This window comes from Mycobacterium sp. ACS1612 (assembly GCF_001667505.1).
In the GTDB taxonomy this organism is placed as follows: Bacteria; Actinomycetota; Actinomycetes; order Mycobacteriales; family Mycobacteriaceae; genus Mycobacterium.
The window spans coordinates 255,082-274,970 of sequence record NZ_LZHZ01000067.1 but is presented as its reverse complement, the minus strand read 5'-3'; the positions used below and the strand labels follow the sequence as shown (position 1 = coordinate 274,970).

The following is a 19,889-nucleotide window of genomic DNA, read 5'->3' as shown; positions in this document are numbered from 1 at the left end:
AAACCACAGCCGGGTACCTGTCGAGGTTACTCGACTGTGTACATGCTGGACAAACCCGGTCTCCAGAGTGGGCCAGTCATGATCACCGCACGGCTACGCTGCTCAGGTGTCCTACGCAGGCGCACCGCCCCCACCGCGAGCGTTTCCTCCCCCTTTTCGGCGCAAGATGCGCAAGGTCGGCGCGCCGCTGGCCGTGATCATCCTGCTCGGCACCGTCGCCGGACTGATCGTGATCGGCCTGACCGCGGTCAACCCGGTCGGAACCGCCATCGGGTTCACGCTGTCCAGCATCACGATGACCGTCGTCGTGCTGGCCTACATTTGGCTTGACCGGTGGGAACCCGAGCCGCCGCGGTTGCTCGTCTTTGCGTTTCTGTGGGGGGCATCCGTCGCGGTGGTGCTGGCGTCGGTGATCCAGATCGTCGCCGAGGCGGCGATCAACCCGGGCGATCCCGAGCACATCAGCCCGTTTTCCGTGGTCCTCGGGGCGCCGCTGACCGAGGAGGCGGCCAAGGGGTTGTTCCTGTTGCTCATGATGACCGGCAGGCGCCGCAATGAGTTGAATTCGCTGACCGATTGCCTGGTCTACGCCGGCCTGGTCGGCGCGGGCTTCGCCTGGCTGGAGGACATCCTCTACATCTCGGGCGGTGCCTCGGTCGGTGATTCGCTGCTCACCGCAGCGATACGGCTGATCATGGGTCCGTTCGCGCATTCGTTGTTCACCACGATGTTCGGCATCGGCGTCTACTTCGCGCTGCAGCGGCGCAACACCGTGACCAGAATCGGTTGCATCGCGCTCGGCTACCTCGCGGCGGTGTTCATGCACGGGCTGTGGAACGGGTCGTCGCTGATCGGCGCGGGCGCCTACTTCGGGATCTACCTGTTCTGGATGATGCCGATCTTCGTGCTGGTGATCGTGCTCGGCGTGCAGAGCAGACGCCGCGAGCAGCGGGTCACCGCCGCCAAGCTGCCGGGAATGGTGGCGGCCGGTGTGGTGAGCCCGAACGAGGCCACCTGGCTCGGCTCGCTGCAAGCCCGCAAGGCCGCGGTCGCCGAGGCGACCCGACTGGGCGGAAGGCCCGCGGGTAAGGCGGCCAAACGATTCGCACACCAGGTGGTGGAGCTGGCCTTCGTGCGGGACCGGATCGATCGCGGCTTCGGTGACCAGCGGGTGTTCGAACTGCAGAACGAGGAGGCCTACCGCCTGTACGCGGCCCGGGCGGCGGCGCCGGTCCTGCAGGCGCTCGCCGGGTACGTCAACCGCTGAGAATAAGCGCCGACGTCAGTTACGCTCGATTCGTGGGGGACACGCTCTACGCACCCTGCGGTGACCTCAGTCTGGCGTATCAGATTTTCGGCGACGGGCCGGTCCAGCTCGTGTTCGTCGGGCCATTGGTCGGCCACATCGAGCTGTTCTGGTTGCTGCCCGAATACAAGTCGTTCTTCGAACAGTTGGGCGCGTTTTGTCGAATCGCGGTGTTCGACAAGGCCGGACTGGGGTTATCCGACCCGATTCCGAGGGTCCGGACGCTCGACGAGCGGGCCGACGAGATCGAAGCCGTCATGGACGCCGTCGGCTTCGAATCGGCCGTCGTCTTCGGGATGAGCGAGGGCGGCACCGCATCAGTGGTCTTCGCGGCCAAACGACCCGAGCGGACCCGAGCGCTGGTCGTCTACGGCTCGTATCCGTTCATGGCCACCGAGTGGGACGATCTGCACCGCGACCCGGTCGAGGTGCATCGGCGGCTGATTGCCGCGGCGGACGAAGACCTGAGCAAGGAGTACATCCCGACGGTTGCGCAGATCGCGCGCGTCCAGGAGTTCGGACGCGCGGCCACGTCGAGCTGGGGCGACGGCCGAACCGCAGGCACCGCATTCCCATCGATCAAGTCGGTGCGTCAACTGGCGATGTTCGAGCGGATGAGCGCGAGCCCCGGGATGGTCCGAGCCGCGCTCGAATCCCTGCTTCGCATCGATATTCGACCGATCCTGCCGACGGTGACCGCCCCGTCGCTCATCATTCACGCCACCCACGACCCGGGGGTGCCGGTGCAGTGCGGTCGCTACCTCGCCGATCACATCCCCGGCGCCCGCCTGCTGGAGGTCGAGGGCATTGACCACGCTCCCTGGTTCACCGAGCCCGACCGGATCCTGTCGGCACTCGAGGAGTTCCTGACCGGCACCCATGCCGCTCCGGCGCACGCGCACCGCGCCCTGCGCACCGTGCTGTTCACCGACATGGTCGCCTCGACCCAACATGCCGTCGCGCGCGGCGATGGACGGTGGCGAGCGGTGTTGCAGCGCTTCGACGACATCGCCACTGAACTGGCCGCACGCTTCGGCGGCACAGTGGTGAAAAGCACCGGCGACGGTCACCTCATGACGTTCGATGGTCCGACTCAAGCGATCCACTGCGCCGAGGCGGTGCGCGCCGAGGCCGAGACTCTCGGCATCGAGATCCGCGCGGGCATCCACACCGGCGAATGCGAACTGTTCGAGGGCGACATCGGAGGAATCGCGGTTCATATTGCCGCTCGGATACTGGGCAACGCCGGTGCCAGCGAGATCCTCGTCTCCCGCACGGTTCGCGACCTGGTCGTCGGCTCGGGGACCAGTTTCCGGGATCGCGGCACTGCCGAATTGCGCGGTATCCCCGGCACATGGCAATTGCTGGCCGTTGATCGCAACGATGGCGTACGGGAATCTCCTGAGGCGGAACTGGCGTCGCGGCCCACTCCCAGCGCGCATTCCACGATGCGCCGGTCGGACCGCGCCGTTGCGGCGGTAGCCCGACATACCCCGTGGCTGCTACGCAGCCTCGCTCACTTGGCGCTGGCCGCCGGGCGACGGGAGGCGTCGCTCAGTGCGCCGCCGCATCCCAGCTTCGTCCGAAGCCCACGCTGACCTCGAGCGGCACGTCCAGCGGATAGGCATTGCCCATCTGCTCGCGCACCAGCTTCTCGAGGTCGTCGTGCTCACCCTCGGCGACCTCGAACAGCAGTTCGTCGTGCACCTGCAGCAGCATGCGCGACTTGAGGCCCGACTCCTTGAGCGCCTTGTCGACGTTGATCATCGCGACCTTGATGATGTCGGCGGCGCTGCCCTGAATGGGCGCGTTGAGCGCCGCGCGTTCGGCGGCCTCGCGGACGTTGCGGTTGCTGCTGTCCAGCTCGGGCAGATAACGCCGCCTGCCGAACACCGTCGAGGTGTAGCCGTCCTTGCGCGCCTGGTCGACCACGTCACGCAGATAATCGCGCACCCCACCGAAGCGGTCGAAGTACTGCTCCATCTGCACCTTGGCCTCTTCGGTGGAGATCTTCAGTTGCGCGGCAAGTCCATACGCGCTCAGTCCGTAGGCCAGGCCGTACGACATCGCCTTGACGCGGCGCCGCAGTTCGGCGGTGACCTCGTCGATGGGCACCGAGAAAGCCCTGGAAGCGACGAACGAGTGCAGGTCCTCACCGGTGTTGAACGCCTCGATCAGGCCGGCGTCCTTCGACAGGTGCGCCATGATCCGCATCTCGATCTGGCTGTAGTCGGCCGTCATCAACTCGTGGTAGCCCTTGCCGACCACGAACGCGTCCCGGATGCGGCGGCCCGCCTCGGTGCGGATCGGAATGTTCTGCAGGTTCGGCTCCGTGGAGGACAACCGTCCGGTGGCCGCGATGGTCTGGTTGAACGTGGTGTGGATCCGACCGTCGGAGGCCACTGAGTTGATCAGCCCGTCGACGGTGACCTTGAGCCTGGTGGCGTCGCGATGGGCCAGCAGGTGCTGCAGGAACGGGTGGCCGGTCTTGTCGAACAGCGACTGCAGCGCGTCGGCGTCCGTGGTGTAACCGGTCTTCGTGCGCTTGGTCTTCGGCATCTCCAGCTCGTCGAACAGCACCACCTGCAGCTGCTTCGGCGACCCGAGGTTGATCTGCTTGCCGATCACGGCATACGCCGCCTCCGCCGCGTCACGAATCAGGTCCGCGAACTCGCTCTGCAGCTCACCCAATTGCTTGAGGTCGACGGCGATACCCGCTGATTCCATCTCGGCGAGCGCCCGCTGGACCGGCAATTCCATGTCGCCGAGCAGCGACGAGCACTCCATCCGGGCCAGTTCCTCGTCGAGCGCATCGGCCAGATCCATCACCGCGCTGGCCCGCAGGATGACGGTTTGAACGGCCTGATCGTCGACGCCGTCGCTGTCGTCGAGCAGCGAAAGCTGTTGCTGCTCGGGGTTATCCGCGCGCAGCTCGCGTTTCAGGTAGCGAAGCGACAGATCGTCGAGCGCGAAGCTGCGCTGCCCGGGGCGGACCAGATAAGCCGCCAGCGCGGTGTCGGAGGTGACGCCCGCCAGCTTCCACCCGCGCCCCTCGAGATCGTGCATCGCCAGCTTGGCCTCGTGCAGCGCCTTCGGCTGGTCCGGGTCGGCCAGCCACTTCGCCAGCGCGGCCTCGTCGTCGGGGTGCAGGGTGGCGGTGTCGAGATAGCGGCCGTCGCCGTCCGCGGCGACGATGGCCAGGGCGGTGGCGTCAGCGTCGAAGGCCAGGTGTGTGCCGACGACCGCCATGCCGGACCGCTTGCCTGTGGTGTGTTCGGCAAGCCAGCCCGCAAGTTCGCCGGCCTCCAGCATTCCGCCCTTGACGTCGAAGCCCTGGTCGACCTCCGGATCGGCCGAGGCCAGAGTGTCGAACAGCCGGTCGCGCAGGACCCGGAACTCCAGGTCGTCGAACAGGCGGTGAATCTGGTCGCGGTTCCACGGTTGCATCCGCAGCGTGTCCGGTGTCTGCGCCAACGGCACATCCTTGACCAGGTCGGTGAGCTCACGGTTGAGCACCACGCTGGACAGATGCGCCCGAAGCGCATCGCCGACCTTGCCCTTGACAGTGTCGACCTGGTCGACAAGCGCCTGTAGCGACCCGTACTCGGCGATCCACTTGGTTGCGGTCTTCTCCCCCACGCCCGGGATGCCGGGCAGGTTGTCGCTGGGGTCTCCGCGCAGTGCCGCGAAGTCCGGATACTGCTGCGGGGTCAACCCGTACTTGTCGAGCACCGCCTCCGGGGTGAACCGGGTCAGCTCGCTGACGCCCTTGCGGGGGTACAGCACCGTGACGTCATCGCTGACCAGTTGCAGGGAGTCCCGGTCACCGGTGACGACCAGCACCCGGTAGCCCTCGTCCTGGGCCTGGGTGGCGAGGGTGGCGATGATGTCGTCGGCCTCGAATCCGGGTTCGGCCAGCACGGTGATGCCGAGCGCGACCAGCACCTCTTTGGTGATGTCGATCTGGCCGCGGAACTCGTCGGGAGTGGACGACCGGCCTGCCTTGTACTCCGGGTATTTCTCGACGCGGAAGGTCTGCCGGGAGACATCGAAGGCGGCGGCGACGTGCGATGGCTGCTCGTCGCGCAGCAGATTGATCAGCATCGCGGTGAAGCCGTAGACCGCGTTGGTGGTCAACCCGCCCTGCGTTTTGAAGTTCTCCGCGGGCAGCGCGTAGAAGGCCCGGTACGCCAGCGAATTGCCGTCCAGCAGCATCAAAGTGGGCTTCTGGTCGGCGCCCGCGGACGCCGTCTTCTTGTCGGTGGCGGTACTGGCTGGGCTCACGGCCCTACTCTATGCACCGCCGCCGACAGCGAGCAGCTAGGTGAGTAGAAGCCGCCGCGCCTTCTCCACCAGTACGCGCGCCGCCGGGCTCATCGGACCGCCCGACCGCCATGCCAGCACCAACCGGCCGCGCAGTTCCGGAACGATCGGCAGGGCATGCAGCCCGTCGCGGTCCCGCGGCACCGAGGCGGGCACGATCGCCACACCCAGCCCGCGCTCGGCCAGCTCAGCGAGCGCGAGCGGGGTGCTTGCCTCGAACGCGATCCTCGGCGTCACCCCTGCGTTGGCGCACGCGACGTCGAACTGATGCCGAATGCCCGCCCCGGCGGGCAGCGCGATGAGCTGGCGGTGCGCCAGATCTTTGAGCCGCACGGTCGTGCGTGCCGCCAAATCGTCGGTGTGACACACCGCGGCCACGATCGGCTCGTCGGTGACAACCTCGATGTCCAGCCCTTCCGGCTGTTCGTCGGGACCGACGGAGACGATCGCCGCGTCCAACTGCCCGGTGCGTAAGTTGTCGATCAGTTCGTCGGAACCTGCTGTGCCGAGGGTGATTTCGACGTTCGGATGCTCGGCGTGGAAATCTGCCAGCAGCGACGGCAGGTCGACGTTGTGCGATGTGACGGTGCCGATGGTGACGCTGCCGCGGACCAACCGGGTCACCTCGTCGATGGCGACCCGGATGTCGGTGACGGCCGCAAGCGCCGCCCTGGCGTACGGCAGCGCCGCCTCTCCGGCGGCGGTCAACGTCACCGTGCGCCGCGACCGGTCGAGCAGCGGTTGGCCCAGCTCGCGCTCCATCCGTTGAATCTGGGCGCTGACAGCGGGCTGGGCGACGTGGACGCGTGCGGCGGCGCGGGTGAAGTTGGCTTCGTCAGCGACCGCGACGAGATACTCGAGTTGCCGCAGTTCCATAAGCGATGATTATAGTTTCTGGCTCAGATTGATATTGGACTTATAGAATGGGCGCGGCCAGCCTGGCAGCATGACTGACGTATTGATTGCCGGCGGCGGCATCGGCGGGCTGACCGCCGCGCTGACGCTGCACGCACGCGGAATCCGATCGACGGTCTTCGAACGCGCGTCGCAGTCGCGGCCGCTGGGCGTGGGGATCAACTTGCTGCCGCACGCGGTCAGCGTGCTCAACGGACTCGGCCTCGGCGACGAACTCGAGCGGCGCGCCGTCGCGCCCACCTCGATTACTTACTACGACACCGACGGTGAGCTGTTGTTCCGCGAGCCGCGCGGAATCGACGGCGGGTACGGCTATCCGCAGTACTCGGTGCACCGCGGCTCGTTGCAGATGATGTTGCTGTCGGCGCTGCGAGAACGATTGGGCAACAGTGCAGTTCGCACCGGCGCTGCGGTGAACGGTTTCACGGAAACGGCGGACGGTGTGCGGGTCAGCACGTCGGCGGGTGAATTCACGGCCAGTGCGCTTGTCGGCGCGGATGGCATCCATTCAACGGTGCGCGCACAACTGCACCCCCGGCGGGACCCGCTGTTGTGGTCAGGGACTCGGATGTTTCGGGGCGCGGCGCCAGGTGAATCAAGGACGCCGACGGCGTCGGGCGGCTTGATCAACTGGGTGTTGATGATGCCGCAGAGCAAGCCAGGACCGCTGCCCGGCGACGCGAAGTGGAACCGACCCGGCGACCGTTCCACAATCCTCGAGCACCTCGAACACTGGCGTCTCGGCTTTCTGGACGCCGCCGACCTGGTGCGACGCACAGACCCGGTGCTCGAGTATCCGATGGTCGACCGAGACGTGCTGCCGTGGTGGGGGCAGGGCCAGGTGACCCTTCTCGGTGACGCCGCACATCCGATGTATCCCGTTGGCGCCAATGGTGGTTCGCAGGCGATCGTCGATGCGCGGGTGTTGGCCGACGAGTTGGCCCGCGACTTCGACGGTGGGCTTTTGGCCTACGAGCAGATTCGTCGCACCCAGACCGCCGACGTATTAACGGCCAATCGCGAACTGCACACCACCGACACCACCCAGCGACCGGAGGACCTGGCGCGGGTAACAGGCAAGTACCGCAAGGACACTCGAGCAGATACGGCGCGGACATGACGACCTAGTGATGGTTCCCGGAGCATGTCACGGCGCATGGTGCTTCGATGAGCTGGCCACCGCGCTGCGCTCGCATGGACATCGGGTGCTGGCCATTACGCTCACGGGTATCGCCGAACGGGCCCACCTGCTGCACGCGGGGGTGAACCTCGAGACGCACATCGCCGACGTGCTGGCGGAACTGGCCGTGCACGACGTCACCGACGCGGTGCTCGTGGGACACAGCTATGGCGGCACGGTCATCACCTCGGTAGCGGATCGCGTTCCGCAGCAAGTGAACTCGCTGGTTTATCTGGATGCGTTCGTGCCCCGCGACGGTGAGTCGTGCTGGACGCTCACGACTGACGAGCAGCGGGCGTGGTATGCCGCCGTCGACGACACGGGATACGGCGTGCCGTCGCTGGCGTTCTTCGATTCGCGGGCCACCGCGCATCCGCTCGCGTCGCTGATGCAACCGGTCCGACTCAGCGGCGAGTTGTCTCCGTCTCACCGGCGCGCCTACGTGTACGCCAACCAGTGGGATGGCGAATCGCCGTTCGCCGCAACGCTCGCGCGGGTGCGCACCGGCCCCTCGTGGACGACACACCTGCTCGACGGCGCGCACAACCTGATGCGCGACTGCCCCGACGATCTGCTGCGAATCCTGCTCGACTACAGCTGACCGGTGCGGATCCAGTCGACCGTCATGTCGAAGGGATCCTGCGGATCGACGTACACCGCGAGTGTTACGCCCGGCTGTATTCGGGCCATGTGCATATCCGCGACACGTCGTCGAAGACCGCGCCGTAGGGCGGCGTGCCGTCGGCGCGCTCGACCCGCACCTGCATCCGCACCACCGGCGACGTGTTCAGATACGAGCCGACCTGCCACACGCCGTCGACGGTGACGGTGGCAGGTAGGCCGGCGCCGTTCATCAACTGCGCGTGCCGGATCATCTTGACGCCGAGCTCGCTGGCGTCGGCCGTTTCATGAATCCGGTTGGGAATGTCGGCGATCTGGCCGAGGAACGACGACGGACGACCCTGTGATTCCAGGTACTGCTTGTTGGCGCCGTACATCCGCGCCCAGTCCTTGAACGGGTTGGGCATCGATTCGTCCCCGTCAGTAGCCGAGCAACTTGCGGAACTGCTGACCGACGGCCATCGACTGGCCCATCCGCTGCACCCAGCCGTCGAGCGCGGCCTTGGTGTCCGCGGGGTCCCACCCGCGCTCACGCGCCAGCGTGATCATGTCCGCCTCGTTGTTGATTTTGCGGGCCTGCGCCTGACGGGCCAGATCGGCGTAGTCCTGTAGCGAAATACCGTTGATGGGCCGCCAGATCGGGTCGTCCGTGGCCACCGACTGCGTCGACGGGCCGCCGAACATGGCCGGGTTCATCATTGCGCCTGCACCCTTGACGTGCACCATGCCGTCGCCCTGCTGCGGCTGCGCGAGCGCCTGCTGCGCTGCCTTCTTTGCCTTGTCGAACAGTCCCATCGATGTCTCCGAATCTTTCAGGCGGCCATTTCGGTCGCGGATATGCGGTCAGTACAGACGGTGGCCGGGACTACCGATCCCAAGTCCAGAGAAATCGTCAGCGACGCGGGCTGCCAAGGGTGGGATAGTCGACTACCCCATCTGTCGGAACTGGAACACGTTTCAGTTTTGCGTCGTAACTCGGTACGCTGACCGGGTGTCAGCTTCCACGCAGCCCGCGATCGACGGGTGGTTCGCCACCGACGCGTCTGGCCAGCCATATTTGATTGGCGGCAAGTGTCATCTGTGCGGCACCTACGTCTTTCCGCCACGGGCCAACAACTGTCCCAACCCCGCTTGTGACGGCGACGAGCTTGCGCAGGTGCCGCTCTCGCGGCGCGGCACGCTGTGGAGCTACACCGAGAACCGGTACGCCCCGCCGCCGCCGTATCCGTCGCCGGATCCGTTCGAACCGTTCGCCGTGGCCGCCGTGCAACTGGCCGACGAGGGCCTGATCGTGCTCGGCAAGGTGGTGGAGGGCACGCTCGCGGCCGACCTGAAGGTCGGCATGGAGATGGAACTTGCCACCATGGCGTTGTTCGTCGACGACGACGGGGTCGAACGGGTCGTGCACGCATGGAGGATCGCTGATGCCTGAGCCGCTTTACATCCTCGGCGCGGGCATGCACCCGTGGGGCAAGTGGGGACGCGATTTCACCGAATACGGCGTAGTGGCCGCGCGGGCCGCACTGGCCGAGGCGGGCCTGGACTGGCGACAGATCCAACTGGTCGCCGGCGCGGACACGATCCGCAACGGCTACCCCGGCTTCGTCGCCGGGTCGACGTTCGCGCAGAAGTTGGGCTGGAACGGTGTGCCGGTGTCATCGTCATATGCCGCCTGCGCCAGCGGATCTCAGGCGTTGCAGAGCGCCCGCGCCCAGATCCTGGCCGGCTTCTGTGACGTCGCGTTGGTGATCGGCGCCGACACCACACCGAAGGGATTCTTTGCGCCGGTCGGTGGCGAGCGCAAGAACGATCCCGACTGGCAACGGTTCCATCTGATCGGTGCGACCAACACCGTGTACTTCGCGCTACTGGCCCGTCGCCGGATGGATCTCTACGGCGCGACGCTCGAGGACTTCGCGGCGGTGAAGGTGAAGAACTCGCGGCACGGACTGAACAATCCGAACGCGCGCTACCGCAAGGAAGCCTCCGTCGAGGACGTGCTGGCCAGCCCGGTCGTTTCGGATCCGCTACGGCTGCTTGACATTTGCGCGACGTCGGACGGCGCGGCCGCGTTGATCGTGGCCAGCGCGGAGTTCACCAGGAAACACCTGGGTTCGCTCGAGGGTGTGCCGTCGGTGCGCGCGGTGTCGACGGTGACGCCGAAGTACCCACAGCACCTGCCCGAATTGCCGGATATCGCAACGGATTCCACCGCCGTAGTGGCCGCGCCGGAGCGCGTGTTCAAGGATCAGATCCTCGACGCCGCTTACACCGAGGCAGGCATCGGCCCCGAGGACCTCTCGTTGGCGGAGGTCTACGACCTGTCCACCGCGTTGGAACTCGACTGGTATGAGCACCTCGGCCTGTGTCCCAAGGGCGAGGCCGAACAGTTGTTGCGTAGTGGCGCAACAGCGGTCGGGGGCCGCATCCCAGTCAACGCGTCGGGAGGGTTGGCCTGTTTCGGGGAGGCGATCCCTGCGCAGGCAATCGCCCAGGTGTGCGAGCTGACGTGGCAACTGAAGGGTCAGGCCACCGGTCGCCAGGTCGAGGGCGCCACCGTCGGCGTCACCGCAAATCAGGGTCTGTTCGGGCACGGGTCTTCGGTGATCGTCGCCCGCTAGCCTGCACCCGAAAGTGAACTTCTGATCGAGATTTTCGAGAAATCTGACACGCAAGCTCACGTTCGGCGAGCATGTGAGGCAATGACACACGTCATCGAACCGCTCCCCTTCGTAGACGGAATCGTCTACGGCGAAGGACCTCGATGGCACGACGGGCGGCTTTGGTTCACTGACGGACCGGCGGGAAAGGTGTACTCCGCCGGTGATTCAGGCGATCTGCGCGCCGAGGCCGAGGTACCGCGGGCGTCGGGCCTGGGCTGGCTGCCCGACGGAACGCTGGTGGTGTCAACGCTGTTCGACGCGAAGGTCTACCACGTCGATCCGGACGGCCGGATCGTCGCCACGTACGACCTCAGTGGCGTCGCGGGGATGACCAACGACCTGCTGATCACGCCCGACGGTCGCGGATACGTCGACCTGTACGCGGCGCAGGGCGGTATCGGCCTGCTCGACGCCGGCGGCCAGGTGAGGGTCGTCGCGTCTGGGATGACGGTGCCCAACGGCATCGGGCAGTTGCCCGATGGCGCGACGCTCGTCGTCAGCGAGACGGGCGGCTCACGGATTCTCGCCTTCCCCGTCGAGGCCGACGGCGGCCTCGGCGACCCGGCGGTGTTCGCGGACCTCGGCGCGCAGCGCCATCCTGACGGTCTTTGCGTCGATGTCGAGGGCGCAGTGTGGGTCGGCTGCTACGACTCCGGCGAGTTTCTCCGAATCACCGCCGGCGGCAACATAACTCATCGGGTCGGGATCGCGCGTGGTTGGGCGGTCGCGCCCGCCCTCGGCGGCGCAGACGGGCGCACGCTGTACATGGTGATCGACGACACGACGGTCGAGGGACTCGTGAAGGGTGAGTCCACCGGTTGGATCATGCAGGCGCGCGTCGACGTGCCAGGCGCCTGCTCACCCTGAACGCGATGCTCGCGGCAGGGAAATTCACGGCCTACGGCCCGTCACATTGGGTCGTCATTGCGGTGTTTGTGCTCGGCGTTGTGCTGTTGGTGTGGCTGGGGCGCAGGCAGACCGAGCAGCAGGCGCGCCGACTCGGCCGCGTGCTGGGCGCGGTGACGGCGCTGATCTATGCGGCGATCCTGATCTACGTGCTGAGTCCGCCGACGCTGGACTCGGTGCCGCTGCAGTTGACCGACCTGGCGACCATGGTCGCCGCGTATGCGCTATGGTCACGTAAGCAGTGGGCTTATGTGTTGACCTACTACTGGGGCCTGGTGTTGAGCACCCAGGCGTTGATCTCGCCTGCGCTGCAGAGCCCCGACTTTCCGCACTATCAGTTTCTGGCGTTCTGGGCGATTCACCTGTTGGTGGTCTGGGCGGCCATCTATCTCACCTGGGGCCGCGGGATGCGCCCGGATTGGCACAGCTACCGGTTCGCCGCCGCTGTCACGCTGGTGTGGGCGACGGTGACTTTTGTGTTCAACCGCCTCGCGGGAACCAATTACGGCTTCCTCAACCACAAGCCGTCCACGTCGTCGCTGCTGGACGTGATGGGCCCATGGCCGTGGTACATCTTCGTCGCCGGGACGCTGGTGGCGCTCGTGTGGGCGTTGATGACCTGGCCCTGGGTGCATCGAGTTAGCCTCAGATCATGACGGTCCCCGAGGATTGGGCGCCGGACGCGTGCACGCTGCCGACGAGCGACCGTCCGCTGCGGGTCGCGGAGTTCGATGAGCTGTTCACGTTCGTCGTGCGCGCCGACCGCCGCGCGCCCACGCTTTTGGAGTTGGTCCTGCGGCGCATCGTCGAGGCACCCGCACGAGACCTGGCCCGCCGCGAGAACGAATGCTGCTCCTTCTTCACGTTCCAGTTCGAGCCGCTCGGTGACGATGTGGTCATGCACATCGGCGTGCCGCCCGAGCAAGTCGGTGTGCTGGACGCACTCGAAGCGCGCGCGGCCCGGCAGTGACCGAGACCGTTGTCGTCAGAGTCAAACCCGGCAGCAAGAAGGGCCCGCTCGTCGAAACCGCCCCCGAGGCGCTGACCATCTATGTCCGCGAGCGGGCGGTCGACGGTAAGGCGAACGAGGCCGTGACGAAACTGCTCGCCGAGCATTTCGGCGTTCCGCGCAGAAACGTCGAGCTGGTGTCCGGTGTGACGGGCCGGCTGAAGCGGTTTCGTATCTCCCGGTGAGCGGCTAGGCCACGCCGAGGTACGCCGCGCGAATACTGTCGTCGTCCAGCAAGTCTCGCGCGTTGCCCTCCCTGGTGATCTCGCCGGTCTCCAGAATGTAGGCCCGATCCGACCTACTGAGCGCCTGCTGCGCGTTCTGCTCGACCAACAGCACCGTGGTGCCCTGCGAGTTGATCTCGGCGATGATCTTGAAGATCTGCGATATCACCATCGGCGCCAGGCCCATCGACGGTTCGTCGAGCAGCAGCACCTTCGGTCGGGCCATCAACGCGCGCCCGATCGCCAGCATCTGCTGCTCGCCGCCGGACAGCGTGCCGCCGACCTGATTCTTGCGTTCGGCCAGCCTCGGGAATGTCTCCAGCACCCAGTCGAGCCGCTCATTGTGCTCGGCGCGGGACCCGAATTTGCGCCCGTAGCAACCCATTTCGATGTTCTCAGTGACGGTCATACCGGGAAAGACGCCGCGGCCCTCCGGCGCCTGGATCAGCCCGTCGCTCACCCGCTTGTGCGCCTTGACCCGGCTGATGTCCTGCCCGTCGAACCACACCGAGCCCGAGGTGAGCGGCCGCAGGCCCGAAATGGCCCGCATCATCGTGGTTTTGCCCGCGCCGTTCGAACCGAGCAGCGTGACGAGTTCGCCTTCACGCACCACCAGGGACACGCCGTGCAGCGCCTTGATGCGGCCATAGTGCACCACGACGTCGCGCGCCTCCAGCAGCACCGGGCGGGATGTTTCAGTGGATAGTGTCATCAGGCACCCCCAGGTAGGCGGCGATGACCTTCGGGTCTTCGCGGATCTCGTGCGGTAGGCCGTCGGCGATCTTGCGCCCGAATTCGAGCACCACGATCCGGTCAGTCACCCCCATCACCAACCGCATGTCGTGTTCGATCAGCAGCACGGTGTAGCCATCGTCGCGGATCTTGCGGATCAACTCGATCAGCGCCGCCTTCTCGCTCGGGTTGAACCCGGCGGCCGGTTCGTCGAGGCACAGCAGTTTGGGCTCGGTGGCCAAAGCGCGGGCGATCTCGAGCCTGCGCTGGTCGCCGTACGGCAGGTTCTTGGCTTTCTCCTCGCCGCGATGGGCGATGCCGACAAAGTGCAGTAGCGCCGCGGCGCGTTCGATCGCGGTCTTCTCTTCGCGCCGATGCCGCGGGGTCCGCACGAGCGCGCCGGGCACCGACGTCTTGTGCCGCGCATCGGTTGCAACGACGACGTTTTCGAGCGCGGTCATCTCGCCCCACAACCGGATGTTCTGGAAGGTGCGGGCGATGCCCTTGCGGGTGATCTGGTGACGTTTGATCCGCCCCAGCGGCGCCCCGTCGAAGATCACCGAGCCCGAACTCGGGCGGTACACCCCGGTGATCGCGTTGAAGCAGGTGGTCTTGCCCGCGCCGTTCGGACCGATCAGCCCGAGGATCTCACCGCGTTTGATGTTGAAACTGACCGAATCAAGCGCGACCAGACCGCCGAATTTCACGGTCAACTCCAGTGTCTCCAGGAGTGTTTCGCCTTCGGCGGCGTGAATTTCGCGGTGGACGCCCGCCAGGTCCTCGATCGTCATTGGGCCGGCTCCTTCTCACCGGGCGGGGTTCTCAGCAACTCTCGTGCCGCCTTGCCATACGCCAACAACTGCTGGCGGACGGGGAACAGCCCCTCCGGCCGGAAGATCATCATGACCACCAACGCCAATCCGAAGAACAAATACTTCAAGTCGCCGAGGTTGATGCCGAGGAAGTGCACGCCGAGCAACCGGTTCGGCAGGTACACGATGATGAACGCGCCGAAGATCACGCCCAACTTGTTGCCCTGGCCGCCGAGCACCACCGCACACAGGAACAGCATCGAGTTGATGATGTTGAACGTCGGGGGCGCGACGTACTGCACCTGGCCCGCGTACAGCGCGCCGGACAGCCCGCCAATCGCCGCACCCATCACGAACGCCCACAGTTTGAAGCGGAACGTGTTGACGCCCATCACTTCTGCGGCGTCCTCGTCCTCACGGATCGCCACCCACGCGCGGCCTACCCTGCTGCGTTCCAGGTTGCCGACCAACAGCAGAATCACCACTATCAGCACCAGCCCGAGCCAGAACCACCAGGTTCCGTAGTTGGCGGCGCCCGTGGAGTTGCCGTTGGAGAACACGCCTTCGGGCAGCCTCTCGCTCTCCCCCAACCGCGGGTAGGCAACCTCGTTCAGACCGCGTGGGCCGTTGGTGATGTCGGAAAGGTTGTCGGCCATCAGTCGGATGATCTCGCCGAAGCCCAGCGTCACGATGGCCAGATAGTCACCGCGCAACCGCAGCGTCGGGGTGCCGAGAATCAAACCTGCCAGCGCCGTCATAGCCATCGCCAGCGGCACGCACGCCAACCAGGCCCACGGCGCACTGAACCAACCGTCGGGCCCTACCTTGTTCCACGGGCTGTCCGGGCTGGTGAGCAAGGCGACCGTGTACGCGCCGACCGCGTAGAACCCGACGTAGCCCAAGTCGAGCAGACCAGCCTGGCCGACGACGACATTGAGGCCGATCGCGATGATCGCCACCATCGCGAACTGCGCCATGGTGCCGCCGAAGCTGATGCCCGGTGTGTTGAAGAACGGCGGCGTGTAGAGCGGTAACAGGGCGAGTGCACCGAACAGCAGGGCGCCGAAAATCCACTTCTGCGCCCGCGACAATCCGTCCCACCAGTTGCGCAGGCCGTCGCCCGGGGCCAACACAGACGTAATGCGCGATCCGCCTTCGGCTCCTCGCTTCGCCTTAAAGCGCGATCCGCCTTCGGCTCCTCGCTTCGCCTTAAAGCGCGATCCGCCTTCGGCTCCTCGCTTGCCCTTCATGCGCGTGCCTTCCCGAGGCTCTCACCGAGTATGCCCGTCGGCCGGAACAACAGCACCAGAACCAGCAGCACGAACGCGACGACGTCGCGCCACTGCGTGCCGAACACGGCCTGACCGTAGTTCTCCATGATGCCGAGCAGTAGACCGCCGAGCAGCGCGCCCCGCAGGTTGCCGATGCCGCCGAGCACCGCAGCAGAGAAAGCCTTGATGCCCAATAGGAATCCGCCGGAGTAGATGATGCCCTGCGGCACTTTCAGCGTGTAGAGCAGCGCCGCCGCGCCCGCGAGCAGACCGCCGATCAAAAACGTCGTCATGATGATGCGTTCGCGCGACACCCCCATCAGCGTCGCGGTCGTCGGGTCCTGGGCGACCGCGCGAATACCGCGGCCGAACTTGGTCCGGTTGATCGCGAAATCGGTCAGCACGGCGAAGATCAGCGCAGCGACGATGATCACGATGGTGATGTTGGAAACCGTCGCACCGAAGACGGTGAACTGCGTCTTGGGCTGCACCAGAATGATCGGCTGCTGCGCGTTGCTGCCGCCGTATCCTTTCAGCAGCTTCGGCAAGACGAAGTGGACAAACTCCTGCAGCACGAACGACATACCGATTGCGGTGATCAGGAATGTCAGGGACCGGGCGCCCCGTTTTCGCAGCGGCCGATATGCGATGAACTCCAGCCCTACGGCCGCCGAACCGGAGATGAGCATCGCGAACAACATCGCCACGCCCAGATACAGGATCGTCAGCCCGACGCCCTTGCTGTACGCGTTGCCGCTCGGCGTGAAGCCCACGATCATGTCGAGCGCGAAGTACGCGCCGAACATGCCGAGCATGAAGATCTCGGAATGCGCGAAGTTGATCAGTCGCAGCACGCCGAACACCAGCGTGTATCCGACTGCCACCAACGCATAGATGGCCCCCCAGGACAGACCGTCGATCGTCAACTGCCAGAAGCCGATTCGCAGGCCTTCCAGGTTGAAGTTGATGTTGGCGGCCAGACAGGCGTATTGAGCCCCGTGATCTAGGCACTCGTGGATCATCCGGGGGCAGCTCCTCGCGACAGTGGTCTATCGGATCGGTCGTTTACAACAAACGCATTGCCAGCGAAAACGCGTCCGAGCCATACGGTCTCGGACGCGCTTCGCCTTGGCGACTTACTGAACCTTGAAGATCCAGATGAGGTTGGTGGTGAGCTCACCGGTCGGGGTCCACTGGTACTTACGGGCCACCCCCTGGCCGTTATAGTTCTTGACGAAGTCCAGCAGCGCGGGCCGGGTGATGGCACCCGAGTCGATGCCCTTCACCAGGATGGTGCCGAGATCGTAGCCCTCCGCACTGTAGGTGCCTGCATCGGTGTTGAACTTCTTCTTGTACTCGTCGGCGAACGATCCGGTGGCCGGGCCGCACGGGCAGGACAGGATGGCGCCCTTGGTGGCTTCGCCGCCCTGCTTGACGTATTCGGGATCCTTTGTGCCGTCAGCGGAAACGAACGTTCCGGCGAAGCCGCCGTCCTTGAGCTGCTGGGTCAGCGGAGCCGCCTCGGAGTAGTAGCCGCCGTAGAAAACGGCATCCGGGTTGACGCCCTTGACCTGTGTCACCGCGGCGGAGAAGTCCTTGTCGCCCTTCTTCACTGAGATGTTGCAACCGGAATCGGCCACCGGGCCCAGCGTCTCGCGGACCGCCGAGGCCAGGCCGAGACCGTAGTCGGTGCTGTCGTCGATGACGCAGACCTTCTTGTAGTTCAAGGTGTTCTTCAGGTAGTTGGCGACGGCCGGGCCCTGCACGGCATCGTTGGCGAGGCCGCGGAAGAACGTCTTCCACCCGTTCTGGGACAGCGTCGGGTTGGTCGCCGATGCCGTGGTGGCGACCAGGCCGGCCTGGTCGAACACAGTGCCGGTGGCTTTCGTCTCACCCGAGAACGCCGGGCCGACGAGTCCGATCGTGTACTGGTCGTCGACGATCTGCGGCGCGATCGCGGTGGCCTTCTGCGGATCACCTTCGGTGTCGAACGGCTTCAGCTGCACCTGGCAGCCCTTGTTGGCCGCGTTGTGCTTGTCGATCGCAAGCTGCACACCGTTTTTGATGTTGATGCCCAGCGCAGCGTCCGGCCCGTTGAGAGCCCCGGCCATTGCGATCGACACCGGCGGACAGGTGGCCTTGCCGTCACCGGCGGGATCGGCGGCCGCGGCAGCCTGATCCGCTTTGACTTCCTTGCCCTGCTCGTCGATCTGAACCTGCTCGACGATCTTCAGATCTGCCTGCGCCGTGCCTCCGTTACCACTCGGCTCGGATTGTTGGCACCCGGCAACACCGAGCACGACCAGGACGGCACTACCGAGAGCAAATGCATTCCGTGCCACGCCTCCGCGCACACTTCACCTCCGCGTCAATGTTTTTGTCGGCATCGGGCGCACCAGCCCTCCTCTGCTGGGGCGGCGATGCTTCGGGAAGACCATAGCCAACGCGAACCCATGTCGCGTCATGTTGGAAAACGGGGACTGCTGACCGGCCGTAAATTCGCGGCCGACGGCGCGTCGGAAACGCAGTTTTTACGCTTTCTCGGGCGCGTCGAGAGTTTCGAGCACCACCTCGGCGACCCGCCTCATCGTGGTGCGGCGATCCATGGCCGCGCGCTGGATCCATTTGAACGCCTCGGGCTCTGACAACCCCTGCTTTGTTTGCAGCAAACCCTTCGCCCGTTCGACGAGCTTGCGCGTCTCCAACCGGTCGGACAACGTCGCGACCTCGTTCTCCAGCGCGGTCATCTCGCTGAACCGGCTCACCGCCACCTCGATCGCCGGGATCAGGTCGGTGATGTTGAACGGTTTCACCAGATACGCCATGGCACCTGCGTCGCGCGCCCGTTCCACGAGTTCCCGTTGGCTGAACGCGGTGAGGATGACGATCGGCGCGATGCGCTTGCTGGCGATCTCGGATGCGGCGTCGATGCCATCGCGTCGCGGCATCTTGACGTCCATGATCACCAGATCGGGCCGCAGGCTCTCGGCCAGATCGACCGCCTCCTGGCCGTCGCCGGCCTCCCCCACGATCTCGTAGCCTTCTTCGCGCAGCATTTCGGCCAAGTCCAGTCGGATGAGCGCTTCGTCTTCAGCGACGAGAACGCGGCGCGGCCTATCGGCATTGGTCGGTGACCCGGTCATGGGACACATTGTGGCGGTCCGGCGGGCGATCAGCGACCGGGGGGCATTTCCGGTGCGTCAAACCAGCCCATGCCCAACTTCTGACCAGCGCAGTCGACAGCGCAGCCCGATTTCCATGACCTGCGCCATCGAAGTGCCCGAGGAGGGAGTCGAACCCACACGGTGTTGCCACCAACGGATTTTGAGTCCGCCGCGTCTGCCATTTCGCCACTCGGGCTTGCGAAGAAGCAAGGTTAGGTTACGCGACCATCCCCGTCCAGCCACCGTCGAGGCGGTCAGAGGCGCCGCCGCGATCCGAACCCATAACGAGTGATGGGCGAGTCCCGAAGAACCCGCCCGTCACTCCATGCTGTTGCGCCCGTTCGTCAGCCTCCGTCAGCCTCCGATTCCGAGCAGATGACCGCCCGGCGCCAGCCCGACCAGGCTGCCGCCACCGACGTTGAGAATGCCCTGATTATTGGTGCCGCCGTTGAGCAGGCCCTGGTTCCCCGTCCCTTGATTGCCGATGCCGAAGTTGCGCGTGCCCCCGTTCAGCACGCCGAAGTTCCCCACTCCGCTGTTGACAAGCCCGCCGTTGATCAGACCGGAGTTCAGCACACCGCCGTTGAAGCCGCCACTGTTACCGATGCCGATGTTCGGGCCGAGGGTGTTGCTGTTCAAGATCCCGCTCTGACATACGAGGCCTTGAATCCCCAGCAGGCAATTGTCTGCCGACGACGTGGCGGGAACAGCGAGTGCGATCGCTCCGGCGCTAACTAGCGAACAACCAAGAAGCACAAAAGGA

General features: G+C 65.6%; 21 protein-coding genes and 1 tRNA gene. 10 read left to right on the top strand and 12 right to left on the bottom strand.

The genetic code is table 11. From position 1 onward, the window contains the following. The first annotated feature begins 106 nt into the window (after nucleotides 1–106). Together A5724_RS29715 and A5724_RS29710 are read left to right on the top strand one after the other, a co-directional pair. Nucleotides 107–1,267 (top strand): PrsW family intramembrane metalloprotease, encoded by a 1,161-nt coding sequence (locus tag A5724_RS29715; protein ID WP_067810719.1) that lies wholly within the window; start codon nucleotides 107–109, stop codon nucleotides 1,265–1,267. Nucleotides 1,268–1,299: 32 nt separating this feature from the next. Further along, on the top strand, nucleotides 1,300–2,904 hold the full coding sequence (locus A5724_RS29710; protein ID WP_067810717.1) for an adenylate/guanylate cyclase domain-containing protein: 1,605 nt from the start codon (nucleotides 1,300–1,302) through the stop codon (nucleotides 2,902–2,904). Here A5724_RS29710 and polA read toward each other — a convergent pair. Next, the gene (gene polA, locus A5724_RS29705) at nucleotides 2,861–5,521 is read right to left on the bottom strand and encodes a DNA polymerase I (protein ID WP_197518830.1); all 2,661 of its coding nucleotides are present in this window, start codon (nucleotides 5,519–5,521) and stop codon (nucleotides 2,861–2,863) included. The genes A5724_RS29710 and polA overlap by 44 nt on opposite strands. A gap of 105 nt (nucleotides 5,522–5,626) precedes the next feature. Then, nucleotides 5,627–6,505, bottom strand: coding sequence for a LysR family transcriptional regulator (locus tag A5724_RS29700; protein WP_067810712.1), 879 nt, complete (start codon nucleotides 6,503–6,505; stop codon nucleotides 5,627–5,629). A 70-nt stretch (nucleotides 6,506–6,575) separates the two neighbouring features. Here A5724_RS29700 and A5724_RS29695 point away from each other — a divergent pair, with 70 nt between their 5' ends. Together A5724_RS29695 and A5724_RS29690 are read left to right on the top strand one after the other, a co-directional pair. Then, entirely contained in the window at nucleotides 6,576–7,664 is a 1,089-nt protein-coding gene (locus A5724_RS29695) for an FAD-dependent monooxygenase (RefSeq protein ID WP_067810709.1), read from the top strand. Between the two features lie 10 nt (nucleotides 7,665–7,674). Beyond that, nucleotides 7,675–8,325: an alpha/beta fold hydrolase gene (locus tag A5724_RS29690; RefSeq protein ID WP_067810705.1), complete on the top strand. Its 651-nt coding sequence runs from the start codon at nucleotides 7,675–7,677 to the stop codon at nucleotides 8,323–8,325. Between the two features lie 64 nt (nucleotides 8,326–8,389). On the opposite strand, the gene A5724_RS29685 is transcribed toward A5724_RS29690, so the two are convergent. After that, the gene (locus A5724_RS29685) at nucleotides 8,390–8,752 is read right to left on the bottom strand and encodes a hypothetical protein (protein WP_067810702.1); all 363 of its coding nucleotides are present in this window, start codon (nucleotides 8,750–8,752) and stop codon (nucleotides 8,390–8,392) included. Nucleotides 8,753–8,765: 13 nt separating this feature from the next. After that, the gene (locus tag A5724_RS29680; protein WP_067810699.1) at nucleotides 8,766–9,140 is read right to left on the bottom strand and encodes a hypothetical protein; all 375 of its coding nucleotides are present in this window, start codon (nucleotides 9,138–9,140) and stop codon (nucleotides 8,766–8,768) included. Between the two features lie 196 nt (nucleotides 9,141–9,336). On the opposite strand from A5724_RS29680, the gene A5724_RS29675 reads away from it, so the two are divergent. The 6 genes from A5724_RS29675 to A5724_RS29650 all read left to right on the top strand — a co-directional run bounded on the left by A5724_RS29675 (nucleotide 9,337) and on the right by A5724_RS29650 (nucleotide 13,108). Continuing rightward, on the top strand, nucleotides 9,337–9,777 hold the full coding sequence (locus A5724_RS29675; RefSeq protein WP_067810695.1) for a Zn-ribbon domain-containing OB-fold protein: 441 nt from the start codon (nucleotides 9,337–9,339) through the stop codon (nucleotides 9,775–9,777). After that, complete coding sequence (locus tag A5724_RS29670) at nucleotides 9,770–10,966, top strand: lipid-transfer protein (protein ID WP_156752508.1); 1,197 nt, start codon at nucleotides 9,770–9,772, stop codon at nucleotides 10,964–10,966. Before A5724_RS29675 ends, A5724_RS29670 begins: the two co-directional genes overlap by 8 nt. Before the next feature lie 81 nt (nucleotides 10,967–11,047). After that, a complete protein-coding gene (locus tag A5724_RS29665) occupies nucleotides 11,048–11,875 on the top strand; it encodes an SMP-30/gluconolactonase/LRE family protein (protein ID WP_067810692.1) in 828 nt (275 codons plus the stop codon). A 5-nt stretch (nucleotides 11,876–11,880) separates the two neighbouring features. After that, the gene (locus A5724_RS29660; RefSeq protein ID WP_067810689.1) at nucleotides 11,881–12,570 is read left to right on the top strand and encodes a TIGR02206 family membrane protein; all 690 of its coding nucleotides are present in this window, start codon (nucleotides 11,881–11,883) and stop codon (nucleotides 12,568–12,570) included. Further along, nucleotides 12,567–12,884, top strand: a complete 318-nt coding sequence (locus A5724_RS29655; RefSeq protein ID WP_067810686.1) for a hypothetical protein — start codon at nucleotides 12,567–12,569, stop codon at nucleotides 12,882–12,884. Before A5724_RS29660 ends, A5724_RS29655 begins: the two co-directional genes overlap by 4 nt. Continuing rightward, complete coding sequence (locus A5724_RS29650) at nucleotides 12,881–13,108, top strand: DUF167 domain-containing protein (RefSeq protein WP_067810684.1); 228 nt, start codon at nucleotides 12,881–12,883, stop codon at nucleotides 13,106–13,108. The genes A5724_RS29655 and A5724_RS29650 overlap by 4 nt, the downstream gene beginning before the upstream one ends. Before the next feature lie 4 nt (nucleotides 13,109–13,112). On the opposite strand, the gene A5724_RS29645 is transcribed toward A5724_RS29650, so the two are convergent. The 8 genes from A5724_RS29645 to A5724_RS29610 form a co-directional block, all read right to left on the bottom strand. After that, nucleotides 13,113–13,859 (bottom strand): ABC transporter ATP-binding protein, encoded by a 747-nt coding sequence (locus tag A5724_RS29645; RefSeq protein ID WP_067810682.1) that lies wholly within the window; start codon nucleotides 13,857–13,859, stop codon nucleotides 13,113–13,115. Next, entirely contained in the window at nucleotides 13,843–14,670 is an 828-nt protein-coding gene (locus A5724_RS29640; RefSeq protein WP_067810680.1) for an ABC transporter ATP-binding protein, read from the bottom strand. Before A5724_RS29640 ends, A5724_RS29645 begins: the two co-directional genes overlap by 17 nt. After that, nucleotides 14,667–15,833 (bottom strand): branched-chain amino acid ABC transporter permease, encoded by a 1,167-nt coding sequence (locus A5724_RS29635; protein ID WP_067810853.1) that lies wholly within the window; start codon nucleotides 15,831–15,833, stop codon nucleotides 14,667–14,669. The genes A5724_RS29640 and A5724_RS29635 overlap by 4 nt, the downstream gene beginning before the upstream one ends. 104 nt (nucleotides 15,834–15,937) lie before the next feature. Continuing rightward, nucleotides 15,938–16,984, bottom strand: a complete 1,047-nt coding sequence (locus A5724_RS29630) for a branched-chain amino acid ABC transporter permease (RefSeq protein WP_067810677.1) — start codon at nucleotides 16,982–16,984, stop codon at nucleotides 15,938–15,940. A gap of 114 nt (nucleotides 16,985–17,098) precedes the next feature. Further along, a complete protein-coding gene (locus A5724_RS29625; protein WP_067810674.1) occupies nucleotides 17,099–18,316 on the bottom strand; it encodes a branched-chain amino acid ABC transporter substrate-binding protein in 1,218 nt (405 codons plus the stop codon). Between the two features lie 177 nt (nucleotides 18,317–18,493). Next, complete coding sequence (locus tag A5724_RS29620) at nucleotides 18,494–19,105, bottom strand: ANTAR domain-containing response regulator (protein WP_067810671.1); 612 nt, start codon at nucleotides 19,103–19,105, stop codon at nucleotides 18,494–18,496. A gap of 134 nt (nucleotides 19,106–19,239) precedes the next feature. Then, a tRNA-Leu gene (locus tag A5724_RS29615) sits at nucleotides 19,240–19,322 on the bottom strand. Nucleotides 19,323–19,480: 158 nt separating this feature from the next. Further along, nucleotides 19,481–19,765: a hypothetical protein gene (locus A5724_RS29610; RefSeq protein ID WP_067810666.1), complete on the bottom strand. Its 285-nt coding sequence runs from the start codon at nucleotides 19,763–19,765 to the stop codon at nucleotides 19,481–19,483. Nucleotides 19,766–19,889: the final 124 nt, after the last annotated feature.